The 20,608-nt window shown below is 66.4% G+C and carries 18 protein-coding genes and 1 pseudogene; 12 read left to right on the top strand and 7 right to left on the bottom strand.

Features of this window, described 5'->3' with window-relative positions; translation table 11 throughout:
• Positions 1–22 precede the first annotated feature (22 nt).
• The 3 genes from Q7V15_RS05745 to Q7V15_RS05735 are packed head-to-tail and all read left to right on the top strand — an operon-like array spanning position 23 to position 2,918.
• Positions 23–1,162: an amidohydrolase family protein gene (locus Q7V15_RS05745; protein WP_304754477.1), complete on the top strand. Its 1,140-nt coding sequence runs from the start codon at positions 23–25 to the stop codon at positions 1,160–1,162.
• 23 nt (positions 1,163–1,185) lie between these two features.
• Positions 1,186–2,031, top strand: coding sequence for a hypothetical protein (locus Q7V15_RS05740; RefSeq protein WP_304754476.1), 846 nt, complete (start codon positions 1,186–1,188; stop codon positions 2,029–2,031).
• 17 nt (positions 2,032–2,048) lie between these two features.
• On the top strand, positions 2,049–2,918 hold the full coding sequence (locus tag Q7V15_RS05735; RefSeq protein WP_304754475.1) for a TetR/AcrR family transcriptional regulator: 870 nt from the start codon (positions 2,049–2,051) through the stop codon (positions 2,916–2,918).
• Here the strand turns inward: Q7V15_RS05735 and Q7V15_RS05730 are convergent.
• Positions 2,915–3,529 (bottom strand): TetR/AcrR family transcriptional regulator, encoded by a 615-nt coding sequence (locus Q7V15_RS05730; protein WP_304754474.1) that lies wholly within the window; start codon positions 3,527–3,529, stop codon positions 2,915–2,917. The genes Q7V15_RS05735 and Q7V15_RS05730 overlap by 4 nt on opposite strands.
• Before the next feature lie 156 nt (positions 3,530–3,685).
• Between Q7V15_RS05730 and Q7V15_RS05725 the strand changes: the two genes are divergently transcribed.
• Positions 3,686–5,254, top strand: a complete 1,569-nt coding sequence (locus Q7V15_RS05725) for an AMP-binding protein (protein WP_304754473.1) — start codon at positions 3,686–3,688, stop codon at positions 5,252–5,254.
• Positions 5,255–5,271: 17 nt separating this feature from the next.
• Here the strand turns inward: Q7V15_RS05725 and Q7V15_RS05720 are convergent, their stop codons facing one another.
• From Q7V15_RS05720 to mnmA, 3 genes are all read right to left on the bottom strand, one after another.
• Positions 5,272–6,462 (bottom strand): acetyl-CoA C-acyltransferase, encoded by a 1,191-nt coding sequence (locus Q7V15_RS05720; RefSeq protein WP_304754472.1) that lies wholly within the window; start codon positions 6,460–6,462, stop codon positions 5,272–5,274.
• Between the two features lie 57 nt (positions 6,463–6,519).
• Positions 6,520–7,548, bottom strand: a complete 1,029-nt coding sequence (locus Q7V15_RS05715; protein ID WP_304754471.1) for a fatty acid desaturase — start codon at positions 7,546–7,548, stop codon at positions 6,520–6,522.
• A gap of 137 nt (positions 7,549–7,685) precedes the next feature.
• A complete protein-coding gene (gene mnmA / locus Q7V15_RS05710) occupies positions 7,686–8,876 on the bottom strand; it encodes a tRNA 2-thiouridine(34) synthase MnmA (protein ID WP_304754470.1) in 1,191 nt (396 codons plus the stop codon).
• A gap of 205 nt (positions 8,877–9,081) precedes the next feature.
• Between mnmA and Q7V15_RS05705 the strand changes: the two genes are divergently transcribed.
• Both Q7V15_RS05705 and Q7V15_RS05700 read left to right on the top strand, forming a co-directional pair.
• Positions 9,082–9,279: a hypothetical protein gene (locus Q7V15_RS05705; protein WP_304754469.1), complete on the top strand. Its 198-nt coding sequence runs from the start codon at positions 9,082–9,084 to the stop codon at positions 9,277–9,279.
• A gap of 66 nt (positions 9,280–9,345) precedes the next feature.
• Positions 9,346–9,768 carry a GFA family protein gene (locus Q7V15_RS05700; protein ID WP_304754468.1) on the top strand — a complete coding sequence of 141 codons (423 nt, stop codon included), beginning with the start codon at positions 9,346–9,348 and terminating at the stop codon, positions 9,766–9,768.
• A 3-nt stretch (positions 9,769–9,771) separates the two neighbouring features.
• On the opposite strand, the gene Q7V15_RS05695 is transcribed toward Q7V15_RS05700, so the two are convergent.
• Positions 9,772–11,196 carry a DUF2271 domain-containing protein gene (locus tag Q7V15_RS05695; protein WP_304754467.1) on the bottom strand — a complete coding sequence of 475 codons (1,425 nt, stop codon included), beginning with the start codon at positions 11,194–11,196 and terminating at the stop codon, positions 9,772–9,774.
• Positions 11,197–11,251: 55 nt separating this feature from the next.
• Between Q7V15_RS05695 and Q7V15_RS05690 the strand changes: the two genes are divergently transcribed.
• The 4 genes from Q7V15_RS05690 (at position 11,252) to Q7V15_RS05675 (ending at position 15,862) form a co-directional block, all read left to right on the top strand.
• The gene (locus Q7V15_RS05690; RefSeq protein ID WP_370689772.1) at positions 11,252–12,094 is read left to right on the top strand and encodes a DUF4198 domain-containing protein; all 843 of its coding nucleotides are present in this window, start codon (positions 11,252–11,254) and stop codon (positions 12,092–12,094) included.
• Positions 12,095–12,105: 11 nt separating this feature from the next.
• On the top strand, positions 12,106–12,549 hold the full coding sequence (locus tag Q7V15_RS05685; RefSeq protein ID WP_304754465.1) for a hypothetical protein: 444 nt from the start codon (positions 12,106–12,108) through the stop codon (positions 12,547–12,549).
• A gap of 80 nt (positions 12,550–12,629) precedes the next feature.
• The gene (locus Q7V15_RS05680; RefSeq protein WP_304754464.1) at positions 12,630–14,870 is read left to right on the top strand and encodes a TonB-dependent hemoglobin/transferrin/lactoferrin family receptor; all 2,241 of its coding nucleotides are present in this window, start codon (positions 12,630–12,632) and stop codon (positions 14,868–14,870) included.
• Between the two features lie 11 nt (positions 14,871–14,881).
• A complete protein-coding gene (locus Q7V15_RS05675) occupies positions 14,882–15,862 on the top strand; it encodes a DUF6607 family protein (RefSeq protein WP_304754463.1) in 981 nt (326 codons plus the stop codon).
• A 3-nt stretch (positions 15,863–15,865) separates the two neighbouring features.
• On the opposite strand, the gene Q7V15_RS05670 is transcribed toward Q7V15_RS05675, so the two are convergent.
• Entirely contained in the window at positions 15,866–16,987 is a 1,122-nt protein-coding gene (locus Q7V15_RS05670; RefSeq protein ID WP_304754462.1) for a phosphatidylinositol-specific phospholipase C1-like protein, read from the bottom strand.
• Between the two features lie 139 nt (positions 16,988–17,126).
• On the opposite strand from Q7V15_RS05670, the gene Q7V15_RS05665 reads away from it, so the two are divergent.
• Positions 17,127–18,761, top strand: a complete 1,635-nt coding sequence (locus Q7V15_RS05665) for an EAL domain-containing protein (RefSeq protein WP_304754461.1) — start codon at positions 17,127–17,129, stop codon at positions 18,759–18,761.
• Between the two features lie 121 nt (positions 18,762–18,882).
• Here the strand turns inward: Q7V15_RS05665 and Q7V15_RS05660 are convergent, their stop codons facing one another.
• Entirely contained in the window at positions 18,883–19,728 is an 846-nt protein-coding gene (locus Q7V15_RS05660; protein WP_304754460.1) for a hypothetical protein, read from the bottom strand.
• 485 nt (positions 19,729–20,213) lie between these two features.
• Between Q7V15_RS05660 and Q7V15_RS05655 the strand changes: the two are divergent.
• Positions 20,214–20,608 (top strand): annotated as a pseudogene (locus tag Q7V15_RS05655) (RNA-directed DNA polymerase); the annotation flags it as partial.

Raw genomic sequence — 20,608 nt, 5'->3', positions numbered from 1 at the left:
GAACACGTTGAGAGGAAACCCCATGGCCCCCTATGCCAGCGGCCGCGTCTTTCATGACGCCGACAGCCATGTGATGGAGCCGGGCGACTGGCTGGTCCCCCATGCGCAAGGCGCCCTCCTAGATCATCTGAAGGCCCGCAAATCGGCCGAGCGGGTCGAGACTCAGGTGGCGGCCGCCCGCGCCCGCGCCAATGATTCCGCAGCCGCCCAGCTGGCGGCCGAGAAGCTGGTGGACGGACCCAAGGGCTGGATCGCCTATGGCGCCTTCGACCCTGAGGAGCGCAAACGCGCCCTCGACGAACTGGGCTTCTCTCGCCAGTTGGTCTTCGCCACCTCATCCCTGGCCCATTTCCGCGGCGCCGAGGACCCCGAGGTGCGCTTCGCTGGCGCCCGGGCGCACAACAGGGCCATGGCCGCCTTCTGCGCCGACCCGCGCCTGATCGGCGTCGGCTTCGTGCCGCTGGACGACCCGGCACGCGCGGTGGAGATCGCCCAGGAGGCCATCGAACTTGGCTGCGGGGCCTTCTGGGTCCCCTCGACGCCGGCCGGCGATCGCTCGCCGGGCCATCCGGACCTCGACCCCTTCTGGTCGTTGCTGGCGGAAAAGCGCATCCCCTTCATGCTGCATATCGGCCAGGGCTCGCGGGTGCTGCCGAAGCAGTACAACAACAATGGCAAGCCCCGCTCGCCGGACCTGCACGGGGGCGGTGAGAACCTGCGCTTCCAGGACTTCATCGTCCTGCCCTTCTCAGCCCAGATGTTCCTGGCGGCCCTGGTCTATGACGGGCTGTTCGACCGGGTCCCTGACCTGCGGGGCGGGGTGATCGAGTTCGGCGCCGCCTGGGTTCCAGGCTTCCTGCGCCAGATCGACCTCGGCTATCGCAGCTTCTCCAAGACCGATCCGCAGCTCAAGGCCCTGGCCATGAAGCCGTCGGACTACATGCGCAAGCACATCAAGTTCACCCCCTTCCCCGGCGAGGATGTGGGCCACCTGATCGCCGACGCGGGCGCCGACCTCTTCCTGTTTTCCAGCGACTATCCGCACCCCGAGGGCACCACCGACCCGATCGGCCGATTCGAGCGCACCTTCGCCGACATCACCGAGGAGCAGCGCGAGCGGTTCTACAGCCGCAATTTCGAAGAGATGATGGGCGCGTTCTGAGCGTCAGGAACAAGGAGAGCGTGATGGCCGAAACCATCCAGGGGCGGATCATCGAGGGCGAGTTCCGCAGCCCCCACAACGGCTTCCAGCAGGCTCCAGGTTCGATCCACAATGATGAGGTGGCCGCCAAGCTGGGCTTCAAGGGCGGTACGGTGCCGGGCTCAGTCCACATGGACCAGTTCGCTCCCATGTTGGTGGAGACCTATGGGGCCGACTGGTTCGCCCGCGGGAACATGTCGCTGCATTTCACCCAGGCGACCGTCGACCGCGAGGAGGTCAAGGCGGTGGTCGAGACCGCCAGCCCGCGGTCCCGCCTGACCATGTTCAACCGCGAAGGCGATCAGGTCTGCGTCGGCACGGCGAGCGGCCAGCCCCGCGACGCGGCGTCCGAGATGGCCGGCCGCATGGCCACGCAGGCCCTGGCCTCCCCTGGGGCGCTTCGCATCCTGGCGGGATACAAGGTCGGCGACGTCAATACCGGCATTCCCATGCGCATCGAACGCGAGGCGCTGGAGAAGGCGCTGGGCCGCATCACCGAGCGCCTACCCCTTTACGACGAGGGGGTCCTCCCCCCCTCTCACCTCGTGCGGCTGGCCCATATCAGCCGCCCCACAGTACTGGCCAAGGTGAACCAGTCCGTGGGTCTTTTTGGCGCCTTGGAGATCCGCATCAGCGACGGCCCCCTGAAGGCCGACCGCGACTATGTCGGGCGGACCACCATGCTGAAACTCACCGAAAGCCCCAAGACCGAGAACGCCTGGTACGACGTGGATATTGCTGACGCAGCGACCGGCAAGGACGTGGCCACTGTCACCTTCATGATCCGCTTCATGAAGGCCTCCTCCCCCCTCTGGGCCAAGCCGGCCTGAGGGGGTAGCCTTGCGGCATGGCCGCGCCACATTCCCCGTCGACGACACCCCCTGCGCCGAACCTGACACGGGAAGCCCTGTACGATCAGGTGTGGACGACGCCGCTTTCGACCCTGGCGGTCCAGTGGGGCATCAGCCGTAGCGGCCTGGCCAAGATCTGCGACCGCCTGATGGTGCCCTATCCCGGCCGCGGCTACTGGAATGTGCGGCGGGCCGAGCGTCCGCCCCTGCCGCCGGCGCCAGCTGGCGTGGATACGGTGATTGATCTCTCGGTCCGGGCCGGCCGCACCCGCCGCGACCGGACCCGCCTGTCCCCCGAGGCGCGGCATGAGCAACTGATGGCCGCGGCCGCAGGGATCATCGCCAGAGAGGGCCTGCATGCGGCGACCATGAAGCGGGTCGCTCGCGAGACCGGTCTGAGCGAAGCCCAGGCGCACAACCTCTTTCCCCGGCGGGCCGATCTGCTCGTGGCGCTCGCCCGCCGCGAACTGGCGGCCATGAACGACGAACGCCAGTCCGAGATCGAGCGGGGTCAGGACAATCTGACCCGCGTCACCCTCTCAACCTTGGCTTATCTGCGCCAGGTGGCCGAACGCGGCGCCCTGATCCAGCGGCTGCTCAACAGCCCGGAGGTCCGCGCTGGCTTGCGAGCCGAGCGCGAAGCTCAGAGCGGCTATTCCCGCCGGCGCATGACCGAACGGCTGACCACCCGCTATGGGGTCGAGGCCGATCTCGCCCGCGGCGCGACCGTTGTGCTGACCGCGGTCTGCCTGCGGGCCGGCCGACTTCTGGCCGAGGGGAAAATTCCCCTCTCCATGGCCGAGCGGTTGAGCCTGGCCATCGTCACCGGCGGCAACCGCGAGATTGTGCGCGAGTATCGCGGCTAGGCCTGGTCCGGCGTCAGCGCCCGCAGGGAGGAGGCGATCAAACGTCTGTTGAGCTCGCGCCCGCGGCCCAGACTCAGATCGCCGGCATGGACCAGACGGCCGGCCTCCTCGGGGATGGTCGTCATCAGGCTGAGCGCCGCCACCGCCTCCTTGGGCGAAAGGCGCAGACCTCGGCGAGCGGCGCGGGCCAACCGCCGGGCGATGCGGTCGCGGATGGCGGCGATGTCGGGATCAATCCGGCCGGCCATAAAGGGGTCGCGCAGGACGATGTGCGCCACGGGGCCAGTCTGGGCCACCTCCTCGAAATACAACTCTGCGCAGGCCTGGGCGGCGTCGAACAGCTCCGGTCGGGCCGACGCATCCTCCAGGCCCGCCGACAGCAAGGCGGCGAAGCGCCTGGCCAGCAGCGCGTTGGCCAGGTCGTGTTGGGTGGGGAAATAGGCATAGATCAGCGCCTTGCTGACCTGGGCCGAACGGGCCAGGTCATCGAGCGGCAAGGGCAGCCCACCATGGGACATCAGCAAGGCTTCGGCGGCGTCGAGAATCTGGCCCCGCCGCACCTCAGGAGAAAGCCGGGCGCGCCCACCCCTCTGCGCCGGTACGGACCTCATAGGAGATTTGTGGGCTGCGTCTGGCCGGTGCGCAAGTTCCACTGCGCGGACGCCCGAGCCATATAGTGACATTCGCACCATTAGTGATCCATAGTGCCGAAGTCCGGACATTGACGAAGACGCCATCGAGAGCGTTGCGACCGGCAGGGAGGCCTCATGGCTGGACGGCTCAACGACGATTCCGCAGGCGACCTGAAGGCCGCCGCTGAGCTCGGCATGGCTCCGGCCTTCTGGGCGGCGCGCCAGCCCGACAAGACGGCGATCTTCGAGATGTCGGGGCCGACCCGCACCTTTGGCCAGCTCAACGGCCATGCGAACCGGATCGTCCGCCTCCTGCGGGAGAGCGGCCTGAGGCCCGGGGACTCCGTCGCCCTCCTCTGTCCGAACCGGGCCGAGTTTGTCGATGTACTGTTCGCCACACAGCGTTGCGGTCTGCGCATGACGCCGGTGAACTGGCATCTGACGCCCGACGAGATCGCCTATGTCATCGACAACTGCGAGGCCCGCGCCCTGTTCGCCGACGCCTCGGTGACCGGCGCAGCCCAGGCCGCCGACGATTGCCCGCGCCTGACCCTGAAGGTGGCGATCGGCGGACCGCTGGCAGGCTTCCTGGACTATGAGGACGCCCTCAACCCCTATTCCGGCGATGACATCGACGACCCCGTCCGCGGCCACACCATGCTCTATTCGTCGGGCACCACGGGCCGACCCAAGGGCGTCTACAAGCCCAACGCCCCGATCCCGACCTACGACCCGGCCTATCAGGACGACGACGTCCACTTCTGCACCGGTCCGGCCTATCACGCCTCGCCCATGGCGGGCGACGTGCGCAAGGCCCTGGTCAATGGCGTCCCGACTGTTCTGCTCGACCGCTGGGACAACGAGAAGGTTCTCGCCACCATCGAGGCCCGACGCGTCACCCGCAGCCACTTCGTGCCGATCATGTTCCAGCGGTTGCTTGGCCTGCCGGCAGAGGTGCGCAGCCGCTATGATCTCAGTTCCCTGCGCCGCATATCCCATGGGGCGGCCCCCTGCCCGCCTGAGGTCAAGCAGGCCATGATCCAATGGCTGGGGCCGGTCCTGTTCGAATACTATGCCGGGTCCGAGGGCGGCGTCGGCTTCTGGGTCACCTCACAGGACTGGCTGAAAAAGCCCGGCACCGTGGGCAAACGCCCTGATCCGGACGCGGCCAAGATCCTGGACGAGGCCGGGAACGAGCTGCCCATCGGTCAGGCGGGCACGATCTATATGCGGTTGGCCGACCAGGGTGGCTTTGAGTACTTCAAGGACTCCGCCAAGACCGACTCCGGCCGTCGTGACGGCTATTTCACCATGGGCGATGTCGGCTATTTCGACGAGGACGACTACCTCTTCCTCACCGGCCGCAGCGCCGAGACGATCATCGTCGGCGGGGTGAACATCTATCCCCAGGAGATCGACAACGAGCTGATCAAGCATCCTGCCGTGGCCGATTCCTGCACGGTCGGCGTGCCCCATGACGAGTATGGCGAAGAGGTCCGCGCGGTGATCGAACTCGCCCCTGGCTACGCTCCCTCCGAGGCGTTGAAGGACGAAATCCTGGCCTATGCCCGCACCGCGGTGGCCAAGTACAAGATCCCCCGCGGCGTCGATTTCGTGCCTCGCCTGCCCCGCAGCGAGGCCGGCAAGATCCAGCGCAACAAGGTCCGCGCGCCCTACTGGGAAGGTCGGGCGCGAGCGATCTGAGGGCCGGCCACGGCGATCTAGACCAGCTCCACCGCCACCGCCGTGGCTTCGCCGCCGCCGATGCACAGGCTGGCGAGGCCGCGACGGCCGCCGCGGGCCTGCAGAGCCGCGATCAGGGTGGCCAGAATCCGCGCCCCAGAGGCGCCGATCGGATGGCCAAGCGCGCAGGCGCCGCCATTGACGTTCAACTTCTCCCGGGGAATGCCCAGATCGCGCTCAGCGATCATGGCCACCACCGCAAAGGCCTCGTTCACTTCAAACAAGTCGACTTCGTCCACGCTCCAGCCGGCCTTGGCCAGGGCCTTGCGCATGGCCGGTACCGGCGCGGTGGTGAACTGGCCAGGCTCGTGGGCGTGGGCGGCATGGGCCACGATGCGCGCCACCACCGGCAGGCCAAGCTTCTCGGCGACAGAGGCCCGGGTGAGCACCAGAGCGGCAGCGCCGTCGCTGATCGAACTCGCATTGGCTGCGGTGATGGTCCCGTCCTTGGCGAAGGCGGGCTTCAAGGTCGGGATCTTGGCCGGATCAGCCTTCAGGGGCTGCTCGTCGGTCGCGACGATTTCAACGCCCTTGCGGGTGGCGACTTCCACCGGAACGATCTCGCCTTCGAAGGCCCCGCTCTCGGTCGCCTGACGGGCGCGGGCGAGGCTGGCGATCGCGAAGTCATCCATCGCTTCGCGGGTGAACTGGTAGGCCCGCGCGGTCTCCTCGGCGAAGGACCCCATCAGCCGGCCCGGCTCATAGGCGTCCTCCAGCCCGTCGAGGTACATGTGGTCGAAGGCGGTGTCGTGGCCGATCCGGGCGCCCGAACGGTGCTTGGCCAGCAGGTAGGGGGCGTTGGACATGCTCTCCATCCCGCCGGCGACAATGATATCTGCTGAACCGGCCATCAGCGCATCATGGGCCATGATGGCGGCCTGCATGCCAGAGCCGCACATCTTGTTGACCGTGGTGGCCTGCACCGAACGGGGAAGCCCCGCCCCAAGGGCCGCCTGCCGGGCCGGCGCCTGGCCAAGCCCCGCGGGCAGGACGCAACCCATGAATATCTGCTCGAGAGCCTCGGGCGCGACGCCGGCTCGGGCGACGGCGGCGCGAACAGCCGCCGCGCCCAGTTCAGTGGCCTTGAGCGGTGAAAGGGCGCCCTGGAAGCTCCCCATGGGGGTGCGGGCGAAGGCGGCGATGACGACGGGATCGGAGGCTTGGGTCATGGGGCACATATAGGCCCGCCATGGCCTTCCCTCCAGCCTGCCCGTCCGGCCTGCGCGTCAGCCGCGGGCAGGCTCACGCAGGTCGCCAAAGCCCACCATGCGGCCGGCCGCCTCGTCCCAAAGGGTCAGGCGAGCGCATCTGAGGCTCTCGCGCAGGCCCAGCCGGCTGCACTCGCGCAGCTCCGGATGATCGCGCAGGGCGTCCCCCAGCCGGTAGAAAGGGATACGGCTGTGCAGGTGGTGAACATGATGCACGCCAATATTGGCCGTCAGCCAGGCGAGCGGTTGGGGCAGATCATAGAACGAGCTGCCGTGGAGGGCCGCATCGTGCAGGTTCCAGGTCCCCTGCCGGGCCCAGGTGGTCTGCTCGAACTGATGCTGAACATAGAAGAGCCAGACGCCGGTGGCGGAGGCCAGGAACACGGTGACCCCGTAGACCGCCAGGAACGGAACGGCTCCAAACACCAAGATGCCCGCCGTAAGGAACAGGGCGATGCCCAGATTGGCGCCCATGACGCTGACCCAGGCCTTGCGGTCGCCCATCATGCCGATGGGCAGACGGTGCTGCAGGAAGAACATATAGGCCGGGCCAATGGCGAACAGCACCAGCGGATGGCGATAGAAGCGGTACAGGAAGCGGCCGAGGGGGGAGCGGGCCTGGTATTCCTCCACCGTCATCAGCTCAATGGCCCCCAGCTCGCGGCGATCAAGGTTGCCTGACGTTCCGTGGTGGTTGGCGTGGGAGGCCTGCCAGTAGCCATAGGGCGTCAGGGTCAGCACGCCCAGCACCCGGCCGACGGCGTCATTGACCGAACGACTCACGAAAAGGGAGCCGTGGCCGCAGTCGTGCTGGAGCATGAAGAGCCGCACCAGAAAGGCGGCGGCCGGGACCGCGAGCAGCAAACCCAGCCAGACGCCATTGGCCACCAGCAGCACGGCCGCGAGGCAGAAGCCCCCCAGGGGGAGCACCGTCAAGGCGATCTCAGCCAGACTGCGGGCATGTTGGGCGCCGCGATAGGGCGCCAGGACCTTACGCCAATGGGCCGCGCTGGGGCGGGTCGGGGCGGCCGAGGAGTCAAAAGCCATAGACGAGAGTGTTCCGAAACGGGGGACAAGAATCCAGCGGAGCGTCGGTCGGGCTCATATGACCCGTGTGATTGACAGGATTGTGGCCTGCCAGAGGAGAACCGCGCTGACCAGGGGTTCTTATGAGATTTTCTCGATCAGGCGAGGACGGGTACGGTTCCAGAGATGAAGCCGCCCCCGAGCACGCGATCTGGGTCTTCCGGCGCATAGAGCACGCAGGCCTGGCCCGGCGCCACGCCCTCTTCGGCGCCATCGAAGACGACGCCCGCCTCGCCGTCAACCCAGGCCAGCCGACCCGGCACGGGCTCACGTGTGGAGCGAACCCGGGCCAGGACCGGGCGGCCCTCGTCGCAGGCCGCGGCGAAGCTCTGGGACTCGCCCAGCCAGTTGGTTTCCTTCAGGCGCAGGGCGCCGGTCAGCAGCGCCTCCCGCGGGCCGACGATCACCTGCCGGGCGGCCGCGTCGATGCGGACCACAAACAGCGGATCGCCGACGGCGACGTTCAGGCCACGACGCTGGCCGATCGTATAGCGGGTGACGCCCTCGTGCCGGCCCAGCACTCGGCCGTCCAAATGAACGATATCGCCAGGCTCCGCCCCGTGCGGCCGCAGACGATCGATGACGGTGGTGTAGCGCCCCTCGGGAACGAAACAGATGTCCTGGCTGTCGGGCTTGTCGGCGATGGCCAGGCCAAGTTCGGCGGCCACCCGCCGCACCTCGGTCTTGGGCAGGCCGCCCAAGGGGAAGCGCAGAAACTCCAGCTGCTCGGCCGTGGTGGCGAACAGGAAGTAGCTCTGGTCACGGGTGGCGTCGACCGCCCGCTGGAGCTGGGGACGATTGCCGCCCACCGCCCGGCGGACATAGTGGCCGGTGGCCAGGGCCTCTGCGCCCAGGTCCCGGGCCACGTCCAGCAGGTCGCGGAACTTCACCGTCTGATTGCAGCGCACGCAGGGGATCGGGGTCTCACCGCGCAGATAGGCGTCGGCGAACTCCTCCATCACCTCCTCGCGGAAGCGGCTCTCGTAGTCGAGGACATAGTGCGGGATGCCGATGGCCTCAGCGGCGTTGCGCGCATCGTGAATATCCTGCCCCGCGCAACAGGCGCCCTTCTTGGCCAGGGCCTGCCCGTGATCATAGAGTTGCAGGGTGACCCCGACCACGTCGTAGCCCGCCCGGGCCAGCAAGGCGGCGGTGACTGTGGAGTCCACGCCCCCGGACATGGCGGCGACCACGCGCGCGCCGGCCGGCAGACCCACGGCCAGGCGCACGGCGTCAACCGCCGCGTCAGCAGCCGGCTGGGAGGGCGGATTCAGGGTCGTCGCGTCCATCGGCGATATCTAGCGACTGTGGGGCCGTTTTGCGAGCCGCCCCTCCAGCCCACGTTCTATCGGCAACACCCCATCTTCACCTGAAAGTTGATTCGTTAACGCCCGACCTAAGGCCTAGGTTGTGCTGGCAGTCGGGCGACACCCCCCAGTCTTCAGGGCGGGGAGGCTCTGAAATCGCCCGAGCCCTGAAACAGAGGAGAGCGGAATGCGACATTATCGGCTCTATCTCGTGACCCAGGATGAGAACATCTCAGAAGCGGTCGAGTCCGATTACCCCAGTGATCTTGAGGCCTTGGCCCAGGCTGAACGTCTGTGCGGCGCCCAACATGCGGTCGAGGTGTGGACGGACGAACGGCTGGTTGGCCGGCTCGGGGAAGCTTTCAATTTTGGCGGCCACGTCTAGATCGACGTCAATCCAGATGTGATCATCACTGTTTGAATTGCAGCGGCGGACGTCTATGGCCCTCCCATGACCAGTTCATCGGACACGCGCCACCTGGGCGGCTGCCTGTGCGGCCAGGTTCGTTTCGCACTCAAGGGTCCTCTGGCGGACATTCAGCTCTGCCACTGCAGCCAGTGCCGCCGGGCGCAGGGTTCGGCTTTCGCAGCCAATATTCCGGCGGCGGAGGCCGACCTTGAGTTCGTCTCTGGCGCGCAGGCCCTGAGACTCTATGAATCCTCGCCGGGTAAGGTTCGCGCCTTCTGTGGCCGCTGCGGCTCGCCGCTGTTCAGCCAGACCACGGCCCGGCCCGGGGTCGTCCGGCTTCGGGCGGGGACCTTGGATGAGCCGAGCGGGGCGAAGCTGGGCTTCCATATCTTCGCCGACTCCCACGCCGACTGGTGGGACATTGAGGATGACCTGCCCCGTTTCTCCCAGCGGGCGCCAGACTAGGCCCTATCTTGCGGGGCCAAAGCGGGCCCGGGTGACCCCCAGTTCCTGCGCCTTTTCGGCCTGGAAGTTCGCCGGCGCACTCTCAAGAAGCAGGGGCAAGGCGACGAAGCTATGCCCCCCGTGTTCACGGCTGGCTTCGACATTCAGGGTGTAGCTGCCCAAAGGCGCCGGCCGCCCATGGTCGTCCCGACCATCCCAGACCACCTCATAGCGTCCAGGGGCGCGGGTGGTGCGCGCGATCTGCGCCACACTGGCCAGATCCATACGCTCCACGCGGCGCCAGTAGATGTAGTTGCTTTCTCGCCAGCGCCCCTCACGCCCCAGGATCAGAAGAGTCTTCACCACCTTCTTTTGGGAATCGGTGATCCAGACCGCCACATAGGGCCGCTCATAGGCGCCGCCCGCCTGCGGGGGGATTTCGATGGTGGCGGTCAGCGCAAAGTCCTTTGGCCAAGCGCTTCCGACACTCTGGGCTTGGACCGACTGGCCCGACCAGTTGACGGAGGTGAGCAGCCGGCCATCGCTGGCCACGAGGAGGCCGTCAAAGCCCTTCGATTGGGCCAGCAGGCCCAGCCCGTCCTCCGGCGCCATCGCCGCCAGAGCCGTGGCCAAAGCATCGGCGTCGGCGCCGATTGGGGCGATCGCCGCAACGCCCAGGACACCCGCCGCCGGAAGGCCGCAATGGGGATTGAGGACGTGGGCGCTCTCACCATCACGCGCCCGTCGACCGCTAAAAGCCAGGGCGCCATTGCGTAGGGCGATGGTCTGCAGTGGCGGGGCGTTGTCAAAGGCCTGGGTGGGGTCGGTCACGCCGAGCCGCCAGGCCTGCCGCCGGTGCGCGGCGCTCCAAATTCGAATATCGCCGCCCAGATCGAGCATGAACCCGGTGGATTCCGGCGCAGCCCGGCGGGCGGCCCACAGAGCGCGGTCCAGGATGTAGCCCTTTGCCACGCCGTCCAGGTCAAAGACCACGGGGTCTGGACGCCAGATCTGGCCTGTGGCGGCATCCATGCCCACCCAGGCGGTTTCAGCTGCACGTACCGCGGCCGATTGGGCCGCGCCCGGCTCCAGCGGGACGCCCCCCAGACGCGAACTGAAGGCGCCGCTGGTCCTGCGGCGCCAAGCCTCGGCCTTCGCCACCACCGCAAAGAGATCAGCCGAGACGCGCAGGTGGGACCGGCGGTTCAGGAGGGCCAATTCCGAATCTGGCCGCCAACGACTGAGAATACGGTCTAATCGGGCAATCTCTTCCAGCACCGCGGCGCCCGCCCGAGCCGCCGCCGCGGGACCGCCGCTGGCCACGACCACATCAAGGGACGTGCCCAGCACATGCTCGGCCCCCCAGCGGGCCAGGCTCAAATCGGCGACCTCAACAACCGGCGCCACCAGCGCCGCCCCTACGCCCATCACACTCGAAATCAGCGCCAAACCTCATCCCCGGACATCAGTTGCGATTGAGTTGCATAAACTGCAGAGCTCCATTATGGCAACTAAGACTCATTTGCATATAGGGGCGACGGCTATGGTGGAGGTTTCAGGCGGCTGGATCTGGGGGGTGGCATGTCTCGCCCTGGGACTGGGGACAGGGCCCGCCACAGCCCATACGTCCTTCCTCTCGCCCTCGGTTTTTTCGACGGGCGAAGCCGAGGTAATCACGTTGCAAGCCGCGTTCGCGGAGGACTACTTCTTCCGGCCCGAGATCGCAGTGACCTCCGAGGACTTCCACCTCTATCGACCGGACGGGCGTCGCGACAGCTATGCCAGGATCGAGACCTTCAAGCAGACCACGGTCCTTGAAAGCGATCTGACCGAGCCTGGCACCTATCGGTTCACCACTGGCCTGCGCCTGGGACGTATCGGCACGCAGGTTCTCAAGGATGGCGCATGGACCCCGCTCGCACCCGGGGCCAGCCCTCCGCCGGGGGCTGAGGTCAAGACCAGCCAGACCGCCACGGTCGCCGACGTCTATGTGACCAAGGGCGCGCCCACAGGCGCCGTCCTGAAGACTGAGGTTGGGCCCCTGGCCCTGCGCCTCGGCGCCCACCCCAGCGCCATCTTTGCCGACGATCCCCTGACCCTTGAGGTGCTGTTCGACGGCGCGCCGCTGGTCGGAAACGAGATCGAGGTGGACCGCGAAGGCGGTGATTACGAGGAACCCCGGTTCAAGCAGCGCTTGTCCACCGACGCCCAGGGCCGTGTGACCCTGAGGTTCGACCACCCTGGCGTCTATCTGATCATGACCCGGCATCGGGCCCCCGCCCCCGCCGGCTCAGCCACAGATCTGCGCAGCTACACCACCTCCCTCACCTTTGAAGTCACGCCTTAGGATCTGTCGAGATGAACCCCATTAGAATAGCCGCCCTCGTCCTCATGGCGACCGCCCTGGCTGCGTCCGGCGCCATGGCCCAGGACGCCGCCCCAGGCCACAGCAAGCTCGAGTTCCTGCAGACCTACGACGCCGATCTGGACGGGGTCGTGACCCAGCAGGAGTATATGGCTCGCCGCGGCGAGGCCTTCGCCCGAACGGACGCCGACCAGAATGGCGTCCTGGACGTGAACGAGTACGTGAGCGAGTACACGGCTCGTCTGGACGCCCAGCTGGCCGAACAACGGGCCCGCCAGATCCGTCAGGCTCATGTCCGCTTTGGCGTCATGGACGCCGACCACGACAGTCAGATGAGCCGAGCTGAATATGAGGCGACGGCCAGTCGCACCTTTCAACGTCTGGACACCAACGGCGACGGCAAGGTCGACGACCAGGATACAGCCGATAATCACTAACCACTGAGCCCCGACCGCAGGGCTCACCACCGCACTTTATTGCGATTGCGTCTTAGTCGCTTTAATTGGGGATAGAAATCATGTTGAATTTCAAACGGGCGTCCCGCCGCGCCTGGTTCATGGGTGTGGCGCTGGCCGCGTTGGGATCGACGGCAGCGGCGGACGAGGCGGCTGACCCGCTGCAACTGGCGGCCACCACCGTCACCCCCTTGACCGTCACGGCCACGCGACAGGCCCGGCCGACCGATGAGGTCGCGGCGACCGTCACGGTCATCACTGCCGAACAGGTCGAGGAGGACATGGCTTCCGACATCAAGGATCTCGTCCGCTTTGAGCCTGGCGTTTCGGTGCGCAGCGCCCCAGCGCGGTTCACCGCGGCGGGCGCCAACACCGGCCGGGATGGCAATGCTGGCTTCAATATTCGCGGCCTCGATGGCAACCGGGTGCTGATCCTGGTCGACGGGGTCCGGGTGCCCGACGCCTTCACCTTCGGGGGCCAGTCGGTGGGACGAGGAGACTATCTCGACCTTGATCTTCTGAAGTCGGTGGAGATTCTGCGGGGGCCGACCTCCGCCCTCTATGGCAGCGACGGTCTGGCCGGCGCCGTGGCCTTCACCACCCGCGACCCCGATGACTTTCTGAGCGGCGACAAGACCTTCGCCGGACGCGCCCGGGTCGGCTACGCCTCCGCCGATGAGAGCTGGACCGGCAGCCTGCTGGGCGTGGCCGGGAATGACACCCTGTCGGGGCTGTTGGCCTATACCTATCGGGACGCCCACGAGACCAAGAACAAGGGGACCAATGACGCGCAGAACGTGACCCGGACGACCCCCAACCCGCAGGACTTCACCACCCATAGCGTCCTCGGGAAACTGGTCTTCCAGCCCAGCGACGCTCACCGCTTCCGACTGAGCGGCGAGTACTATGACCGGGAGATCGTCTCGGAGGTCTACAGCGCCCGGGCCGTCCTGCCGACCACAGTGGCGACAGCGACCCTGGACCTCGACGCCCTGGACACCATCAAGCGGTCACGGGTCGCCCTCGACTACGTCTATCGGGGCGAGGGCGTGATCGATCGCGCCCTGGTCAGCCTCTATCGTCAGGTCAGCGAGAGCCGCGAGTTCGCGGCCGAAGATCGCAACACCTCGCCCGACAGGGAGCGTCTGAACAGCTTCGACAACGCCGTCTGGGGCGTCGCAGCCCAGGCCGAAAGCAAAACCCGCCTCCTGGGGCTGGATCACAGCTTCGTCTACGGCTTCGACTATTCCAGCACCCGTCAGGAGGGCGTGCGTGACGGGACCCAGCCCCCCGTGGGCGAGTCCTATCCGACCCGGGCCTTTCCCAATACCGATCATGTTCTGGCCGGATTGTTCCTCCAGGACGAAGTCCGGCTGCTGGACGGTCGCCTCACGGTCACGCCGGCGGTTCGTTATGACTATTACAGCATAGATCCAGAGGTGGACGCCGCCTTCCCCTTCTCGGCCGCTAGCCAGGACGACGGCCGGTTCAGTCCCAAGATTGGCGCCGTCTTCTGGGTGACCGACAAGGTGGGTCTCTTCGGCACGGCCGCCCAGGGCTACAAGACCCCCTCGCCCAGCCAGGTGAACAGTGGCTTCGCCAATGTGGTGGCCAACTACCAGACCATCTCAAATCCAGACCTCAAGCCGGAAACCAGCGAGACCGTCGAGGGGGGGCTGCGAGTCCGTCGGATCGACTTCGCCGGTGGGGTCTGGTCTGGCCAGGTCACCGCCCACGCCAGCAAGTTCGACAACTTCATCGAGCAGGTGCTGGTGAGCGGAAACTACACGCCGGCGTCGCCCGCCACCTTCCAGTATGTGAATCTGGCGTCGGTGGAGATCAGCGGCCTCGAGGCGCGCCTGGAGTCCAGCTGGGGTTCGGGGCTGGGCGCTCAGTTCGCCTGGGCCTGGACCGATGGGCGCGAAACAACCGGCGGTTCCTCCACCCCCTTGAACAGCGTCGATCCCTGGAGGGCTGTGGCAGGCCTCTCCTACCGCGACCCTGAGGGCCGTTTCGGCGGCCGACTGATCCTCACCCACGCCGCCAAGAAGGCTGGCAAGGACGTGGATCAGGTCTGTGGCGCCGCCGGGTGCTTCACCCCTGAGGCCGTCACCCTGCTGGACCTGACGGCCTATTGGAACCTCACCCCCGCTGCGACCCTGCGCGCCGGTCTCTTCAATCTCACTGACGAGACCTACTGGTGGTGGAGCGATGTGCGGGGCCTGGCCGCCAACTCCACGGTCCGGGACGCCTACACCGCACCAGGGCGGAACCTCTCCGCCTCCCTGACCTACCGGTTCTAGGGAGAGAAGCCATGATGCCTTCGATCTCACGCCGCGGCGCCATGTTTGGGACCCTGGGCATGGCGGCCATCCCCCTGGCGGCCAAGGCGCAGACCACCGCGCCACTAGACGCCGGGGCGGCGCTCGACCAGGGCCGCCGGGCGGTCCTCGCCATGGTCGGCGACTTCCACGTGCGGTTCGACACCCGCGAGACTGTGCCCTTCGTCGCCGATTACGAACCCGCCGACCCCGCCATCCACGCCGGCGACGAGGTGGTGCGCGTGATCGAGGACACGGGAAAGGTCATCCGCCTGCAGCACATCCTGGTGGTGCGCCAGGGGGAGCGGACCTTCACCGTTCGTCATTGGCGCCAGGACTGGACCTTCGAACCGGAGGCGGTGTCGACCTATGTGGGCGCCGACACCTGGCGGCTGGCGCCGACCACCCCGGACCAGGGCCGGGGCCTCTGGTCCCAGACCGTCTGGAACACCGACGACAGCCCCCGCTACGGCGCCCTGGGGACCTGGGCCCATGACCGGGGGGTCTCCCGCTGGACCAGCCAGCCCACCCTGCGGCCCCTGGCGAGGCGCGATACGGCCGCCAATCCTCCCTATGACCGCTATGCTTGCGTCAATCGCCATGCTCTCACCCCCCGCGGGTGGGTGCATGAGCAGGACAACGCCAAGATCGGGACCCGGGATGGCCAGACGGTGACCTTTGTCCATGAGGCGGTGATCAACACCTATGACCGGGCCGACGGCTTCGACGCCGCCCCGGCCGAGGCCTATCTCGCCGCCACCCAGGCCTATTGGAACGGGGTCCAGAGCCGTTGGGAGATGGTGATCGCCACCGGCGGCGGGCTGTGGCTCCGTGAAGCGCCACAGACCGGCTCGGCCGCAGGCCCGGCGCTCATGGCCCTGGCCGAGCAGGTTCAGGCCGGAGAGATCGCCCTGGCCGAGGCCCTGGCCAGGGCCGAGGGGGTCATCGCCGAGGCGACACGCCGACCCGGTTGAGCCTCAGTCCTGGGCGGGCGGCGCAATCAGGTCCCGCAGGGGATTGAGCCGTACAGAGCCGCCCCCCGGAAGGACGACCTGATAGTCGCTGAGGCGGGCGTCGGGGATCATGTAGTCGGTTGAAACATACTGGGCGCCCGCGGCGAAGGCGGCTTCGCGGCGGGCGCCGTCGTTCTGGCGGGCCTCAACCGTGTCGGCGTCGGCGCGGGTGCGCACGATCAGGCCTGCGCTGATCGCCGCGGCGATACGCTCGGACTGCTCCAGCGGCCCATTGAGGGTGATATAGGCCGCCGCGTCCTCATCCTCCTCGATGTTGACGAACATGACCCGGCCCTCAAGCGACCGGCGCTCGCCCCGGTACAGGTCGACCTGATGACGGGGCGCGTCGAGGGCGAACATCACCCGCCCGCGGGCCTCGCCCAGCCTTGGCCAGGCGCCGGCCGCGGCGGCCTCGCGCAAGGTGGGATAGGTCCCCCGCACCTGGTCGGGCGTGATCAGCGCCTCAGGCTTAAAGACGCTGCGGATCTCGGCGTCCACCGCGTCCATCGCTGCGGCGTCGAAGGGCGCCGGCGTCACCGCCCCGGGCGCTGGCAGGGCCTGACCTTCCTTGAGGTTCAGCAGAATAAGCAGCGGGGCGTGGTCGGGATTGGCCTGCGACCAGGCGGCGACCTCCTGCAGGCAGCCCACAAAGAGCGGACAGGAACTGCGATAGTCCACGTCCTGGACATGCATCACCTTCAGTCCCGGGGCCTTGAGGGGCGCCAGGTCATAGGGGGCCGTGTCGGCCACCATTCGCAGGGCCAGGGGCTGGGCGTACCGGCCCGGATCGGGATCGTTGAGGACGTCGATCTCCAGCTGCCGCGCCCCCCGGTCAAGCTGCACGGTCAGGGGATCGTGGCCGTAGTCGAGGCCGGCGGCCATGTCCGGCGCCATGGCCGCCAGCAGCGCCATCTCCGGCGGCGGGATGGCCAGCTTGTAGGAATTGTGGGTGCCCACCGCCTGCAGGGCGTTCATGGGCAGCTGATCGACGGCGGCGCGGGTGCAGTCGCCCACGCCATTGGGCGTCTCAAGGTCACAGTCTGGGGCGGCGGCGAGGCCGATGGCCAGCATCAGGGGCAAGATCATGCGTTTCTCCCTACCGGCCATCGCCTTCAGTTGGATGACCGAGCGGCCAGCCCAGGTCATTTTGTCGCAGATTTTCGCGATCAGCGTTACGTCGGATTAAGTCAGATCCTGCAAGGTGGCGGCTCCACGGGAGACCCCAGTGCCGCTGACACACAAGACCCTGCTGGGCTTCGCCTTCGCCTCGGCCGACCTGCTGATCGAGACCTCGGCCGAGGGCGCGATCACCACCGCGCTCGGGGCGGGTGAGGCCCTGGCGGGCTCCCAGGACCGCAAGCTTGAAGGCGCCCAGCTGTTCGACTTTTTCTCGGGCGCTGACCGTGAACTTGTCCGTGTGGTGTTCGAGGGGCTCAGCGACGGCATGCGCGCCGGCCCGATCATTGTGCGGCTGGCCAGCCAGGATGAGCGCGACGACCGCGCCGCCAGCCTCTCGGCCTTTCGGCTGCCGCAACACAACGGCGCGGTTTCCTGTGTCCTGACCCGCGCCCTGCCGACCCATGCCGCAGGAGCCAACGGCCTGCATGATCGCGCGAGCTTCGAGACGGCCGCGGTGGCGGTCCTCGAACATGCCCGCACCCGCGGACTGGACATTGAGATGGCCCTGGTCGAGATGGCCGGCTTCGAAGCCGCCGCTCAGCAGGCTGGAGAGGCCGCCGGCGCCGCGCTGCGCGCCCGTCTGGCCGCCGTCATCCGGGCGGAATCCTATGCCGGCGGCTCGGCGGCGGAACTCGGAGCGGACCGTTACGCCCTTCTGCGGGACGGACGCGAGACGCCTCAGGAGCTTTCCCGCCGGATCGGACGGCTGCTGAACCTCGACCCCGCCCTTGGGATTTCCCCCGTGGTCCACACCGTCGGCCGGGGTGACGAGCTGTCCCCCGACCACCTGCTGAAGGCCTTGCGCTACGCCATGGACGGCTTCCTCCGGGAGGGAGCCTCCGACACGCCGCCCGCCGATCTGGGCCAGGCCTTTGAGCGATCGGTGGCCCAGACCATGGCCCAGGTCGGCGTCCTGAGCCGACGGGTCGAGGCCCGCGACTTCGCCCTCCACTACCAGCCGGTGGTCAGCCTGAAGGGGCCGACCACCCTGCATCACTATGAGGCCCTGATCCGGTTTGGCGACCAGGGCGCGCCGTTCCCGATGATCCGCATGGCCGAGGAGATGGATCTGGTCTGCGCCCTGGACGCCGCGGTCGTCGATCGGGCGCTGGATGTCCTCACGCGCAGCCCGGGCCTGGTGCTGGCGGTGAACCTGTCGGGCCGGTCGATCGGCAACGCCCTGTTTGTCAGCGAGCTCTGCAAGCGGGTGAAGGCCCATCCCCAGGTGCGCGGCCGGCTGATGTTCGAGCTGACCGAGAGCGCGGCCGTCGGCGACCTCGCCCAGGCCGACCGCCACCTGCAGAGCCTGCGGGCGCTCGGCTGCGAGATCTGCCTCGACGACTTCGGCGCCGGCGCCAGTTCGCTGGCCTATCTGCAGCAGCTGAATGTGGACGTGGTGAAGTTCGACGGCGCCTTCATCCGCGACCTGGAGCACGACAGCCGCGGCGCGGCCTTCATCAGCCAGCTGGTGCGCATGTGCGCCGAGATGAAGGTTCGGACCCTGGCCGAAATGGTCGAGACCCAGGTGGTCGAGGAGGTCGTCCGCAAGGCCGGCGTCCACATGGCCCAGGGCTGGCTCTACGGCGCCGCGGCCAAGGAGCCCGTCCCTTTCCCGCCGATCAGCGCCGTGGCGCCCTCAGCGCCCGGCCGCCGCCGCGGGGCGGTGGATAGCTGGGGGTAGGGTCGGCAGGTGGCCGACGTGGGCTGTGCGGCACTGTTTGCAAAGTCAGAGGCAAGGCCAACAATCAGACAATGAAGATGCAATGCCGGCTTTCATACTACGCTAAAAACATATCACCCAACTAGAACGGTATCAGTTGCGACTGAATACGATCAACTACAGCCTTCATTCGGTCAGCAGTTATCTGCACATACTCGGGCGTGAAAACAATTAGCCTATTACCATCTAGATCAATACCATTTCTGTGAACGCAATGGTGGCGATTCTGAATGGCTTCAAGCAAGTGCTTGTTTTCGTCCTTAGTACCAAGAACACGCACTTCGAACGCCGTTCTATAAAGGAAGTCAACCCTCTGCAAATTATGGTATAACACCGACCGCAAATAACTCTTAACCCTTTCATTAAGAACGTTGGGATTCTTTGCAATCTCGGCAAGAGTTACTCGCTCAGCCAAGAGATCTTTGTCATTCTCAATTAATCGCTGCATCGCATCCGGACTGCTATTGACGCCTTTGATCAGGGTATCGGAAAGATAGGCTTCCAACGCGGTAACTTGTTGGGAAAACACCATCCGATTTATGATGTGAGCTCCTAGGTGCTCGCCGTGCTCAACAAGCACGGAAGTCGCTTGCCGGTACGACTCAATGAAGAACCCATACGGGTCGCCCGTTATCTCAAGCTCAATCCAATCTTCACTCTCCTCCGGCGCATAGAATGCTAGATCGCAAGATATTTTTACGAGTGGAAAATCGTCTAGCTTCACTTGACATGTGCCTGATGAGTTATTTACATAGGCCGCGAATGCTTCACCACACACGCTGCAATGCACCTCTGTTTCTCCCTCAGAGTAGAGGTCGGACGCCTGCTCTGCCGCGCTCCAGTCAGGTTCGGGAACTTCTACCGCAGAGGCAGCGGTCTCACCGCACTTAGGGCAGATAAAGACGACGTTGGTTTCAAAGCGCTGCATTGGCTATCCGGAAACGGAGACGAGATTAAATGCCGCATTTCGACTCATCAGCCGCACTCGGCTAGAATCGAGCACCACCCGCCTCGCTGGAAAAAACTGAGTGGCGGAGCAAGCGTAACCTTAATTGCGGGACCGCGGCGAGTAGCTTACGTCCAACCCCAGACGGTCACCACGACCGCACGTCTCTGGAGTTGCAGCCTCGCTCAACACCTGTACTATTCGGCAGGGGGCGGCAAGGCGACAAGGTTCAAGGCGCGAGTCGCGTCTGCTGACTTCAGAACCACTTGCTTTCGTGCGCTCTTCCGCCCCCAGCTACCAGTCGCAGGCCCTCTTTGCCCCTTCGATACGACTTCACGCGCTTGGCCACGCGCCGACAACTCATCCAGGCCATCGGTCTCCCGGAAGACGTGTTTGACTGGGTTACAGAGTTCATACCCCCGCCCGAGCCGCCGCCGCAATCGAAGTCACCTCAGGAAGAGGACGGCGTGTTGAAAGAGCTGATAATCCAGCCCTTCTTCCAACATCGTATTCCGAAGCGAAATCGCACCCGTGGCCATCGCATCGCCTGGGAACCGTCGCTATGCAAGGCCGAGTACAAGGCGCTCGGCCGTCGACTCGGAGGGTTCTTCGAACACAAGCTAGCACCGTATCCGCACCCCTCGGTGTTCGGCTATCTCGGTGGCCGAAACATCAAGGATAATGCTGCCGTTCATAAAGGCCACCGGCGGCTAGTTGCCGTGGACATTGCTAGCTTCTTCCCTTCGATCTCCGCGGTTCGGATTAAGCAGTTGTTCCTGGAGTTGGGAATGTCCGAGGAGGTGGCACTATCGCTGAGTCGCTTTGTCACCATCGGCGGCACCTTGCCGCTCGGTCTGCCCAC

It is taken from the genome of Phenylobacterium sp., assembly GCF_030651755.1.
Lineage (GTDB): Bacteria > Pseudomonadota > Alphaproteobacteria > Caulobacterales > Caulobacteraceae > Phenylobacterium.
This window is presented reverse-complemented; position numbering and strand designations above follow the sequence as displayed.

What these genes read in the sequence shown, in the direction of transcription:
- Q7V15_RS05740 (WP_304754476.1), top strand. Translation starts at nt 1,186, where the DNA reads ATGGCCGAAACCATCCAGGGGCGGATCATCGAGGGCGAGTTCCGCAGC.
- Q7V15_RS05705 (WP_304754469.1), top strand. Translation starts at nt 9,082, where the DNA reads ATGCGACATTATCGGCTCTATCTCGTGACCCAGGATGAGAACATCTCA.
- Q7V15_RS05735 (WP_304754475.1), top strand. Translation starts at nt 2,049, where the DNA reads ATGGCCGCGCCACATTCCCCGTCGACGACACCCCCTGCGCCGAACCTG.
- Q7V15_RS05730 (WP_304754474.1), bottom strand. Translation starts at nt 3,529, where the DNA reads ATGAGGTCCGTACCGGCGCAGAGGGGTGGGCGCGCCCGGCTTTCTCCT.
- Q7V15_RS05715 (WP_304754471.1), bottom strand. Translation starts at nt 7,548, where the DNA reads ATGGCTTTTGACTCCTCGGCCGCCCCGACCCGCCCCAGCGCGGCCCAT.
- Q7V15_RS05690 (WP_370689772.1), top strand. Translation starts at nt 11,252, where the DNA reads ATGGCAACTAAGACTCATTTGCATATAGGGGCGACGGCTATGGTGGAG.
- Q7V15_RS05675 (WP_304754463.1), top strand. Translation starts at nt 14,882, where the DNA reads ATGATGCCTTCGATCTCACGCCGCGGCGCCATGTTTGGGACCCTGGGC.
- Q7V15_RS05680 (WP_304754464.1), top strand. Translation starts at nt 12,630, where the DNA reads ATGTTGAATTTCAAACGGGCGTCCCGCCGCGCCTGGTTCATGGGTGTG.
- Q7V15_RS05725 (WP_304754473.1), top strand. Translation starts at nt 3,686, where the DNA reads ATGGCTGGACGGCTCAACGACGATTCCGCAGGCGACCTGAAGGCCGCC.
- Q7V15_RS05660 (WP_304754460.1), bottom strand. Translation starts at nt 19,728, where the DNA reads ATGCAGCGCTTTGAAACCAACGTCGTCTTTATCTGCCCTAAGTGCGGT.
- Q7V15_RS05670 (WP_304754462.1), bottom strand. Translation starts at nt 16,987, where the DNA reads ATGATCTTGCCCCTGATGCTGGCCATCGGCCTCGCCGCCGCCCCAGAC.
- Q7V15_RS05700 (WP_304754468.1), top strand. Translation starts at nt 9,346, where the DNA reads ATGACCAGTTCATCGGACACGCGCCACCTGGGCGGCTGCCTGTGCGGC.
- Q7V15_RS05745 (WP_304754477.1), top strand. Translation starts at nt 23, where the DNA reads ATGGCCCCCTATGCCAGCGGCCGCGTCTTTCATGACGCCGACAGCCAT.
- mnmA (WP_304754470.1), bottom strand. Translation starts at nt 8,876, where the DNA reads ATGGACGCGACGACCCTGAATCCGCCCTCCCAGCCGGCTGCTGACGCG.
- Q7V15_RS05720 (WP_304754472.1), bottom strand. Translation starts at nt 6,462, where the DNA reads ATGACCCAAGCCTCCGATCCCGTCGTCATCGCCGCCTTCGCCCGCACC.
- Q7V15_RS05685 (WP_304754465.1), top strand. Translation starts at nt 12,106, where the DNA reads ATGAACCCCATTAGAATAGCCGCCCTCGTCCTCATGGCGACCGCCCTG.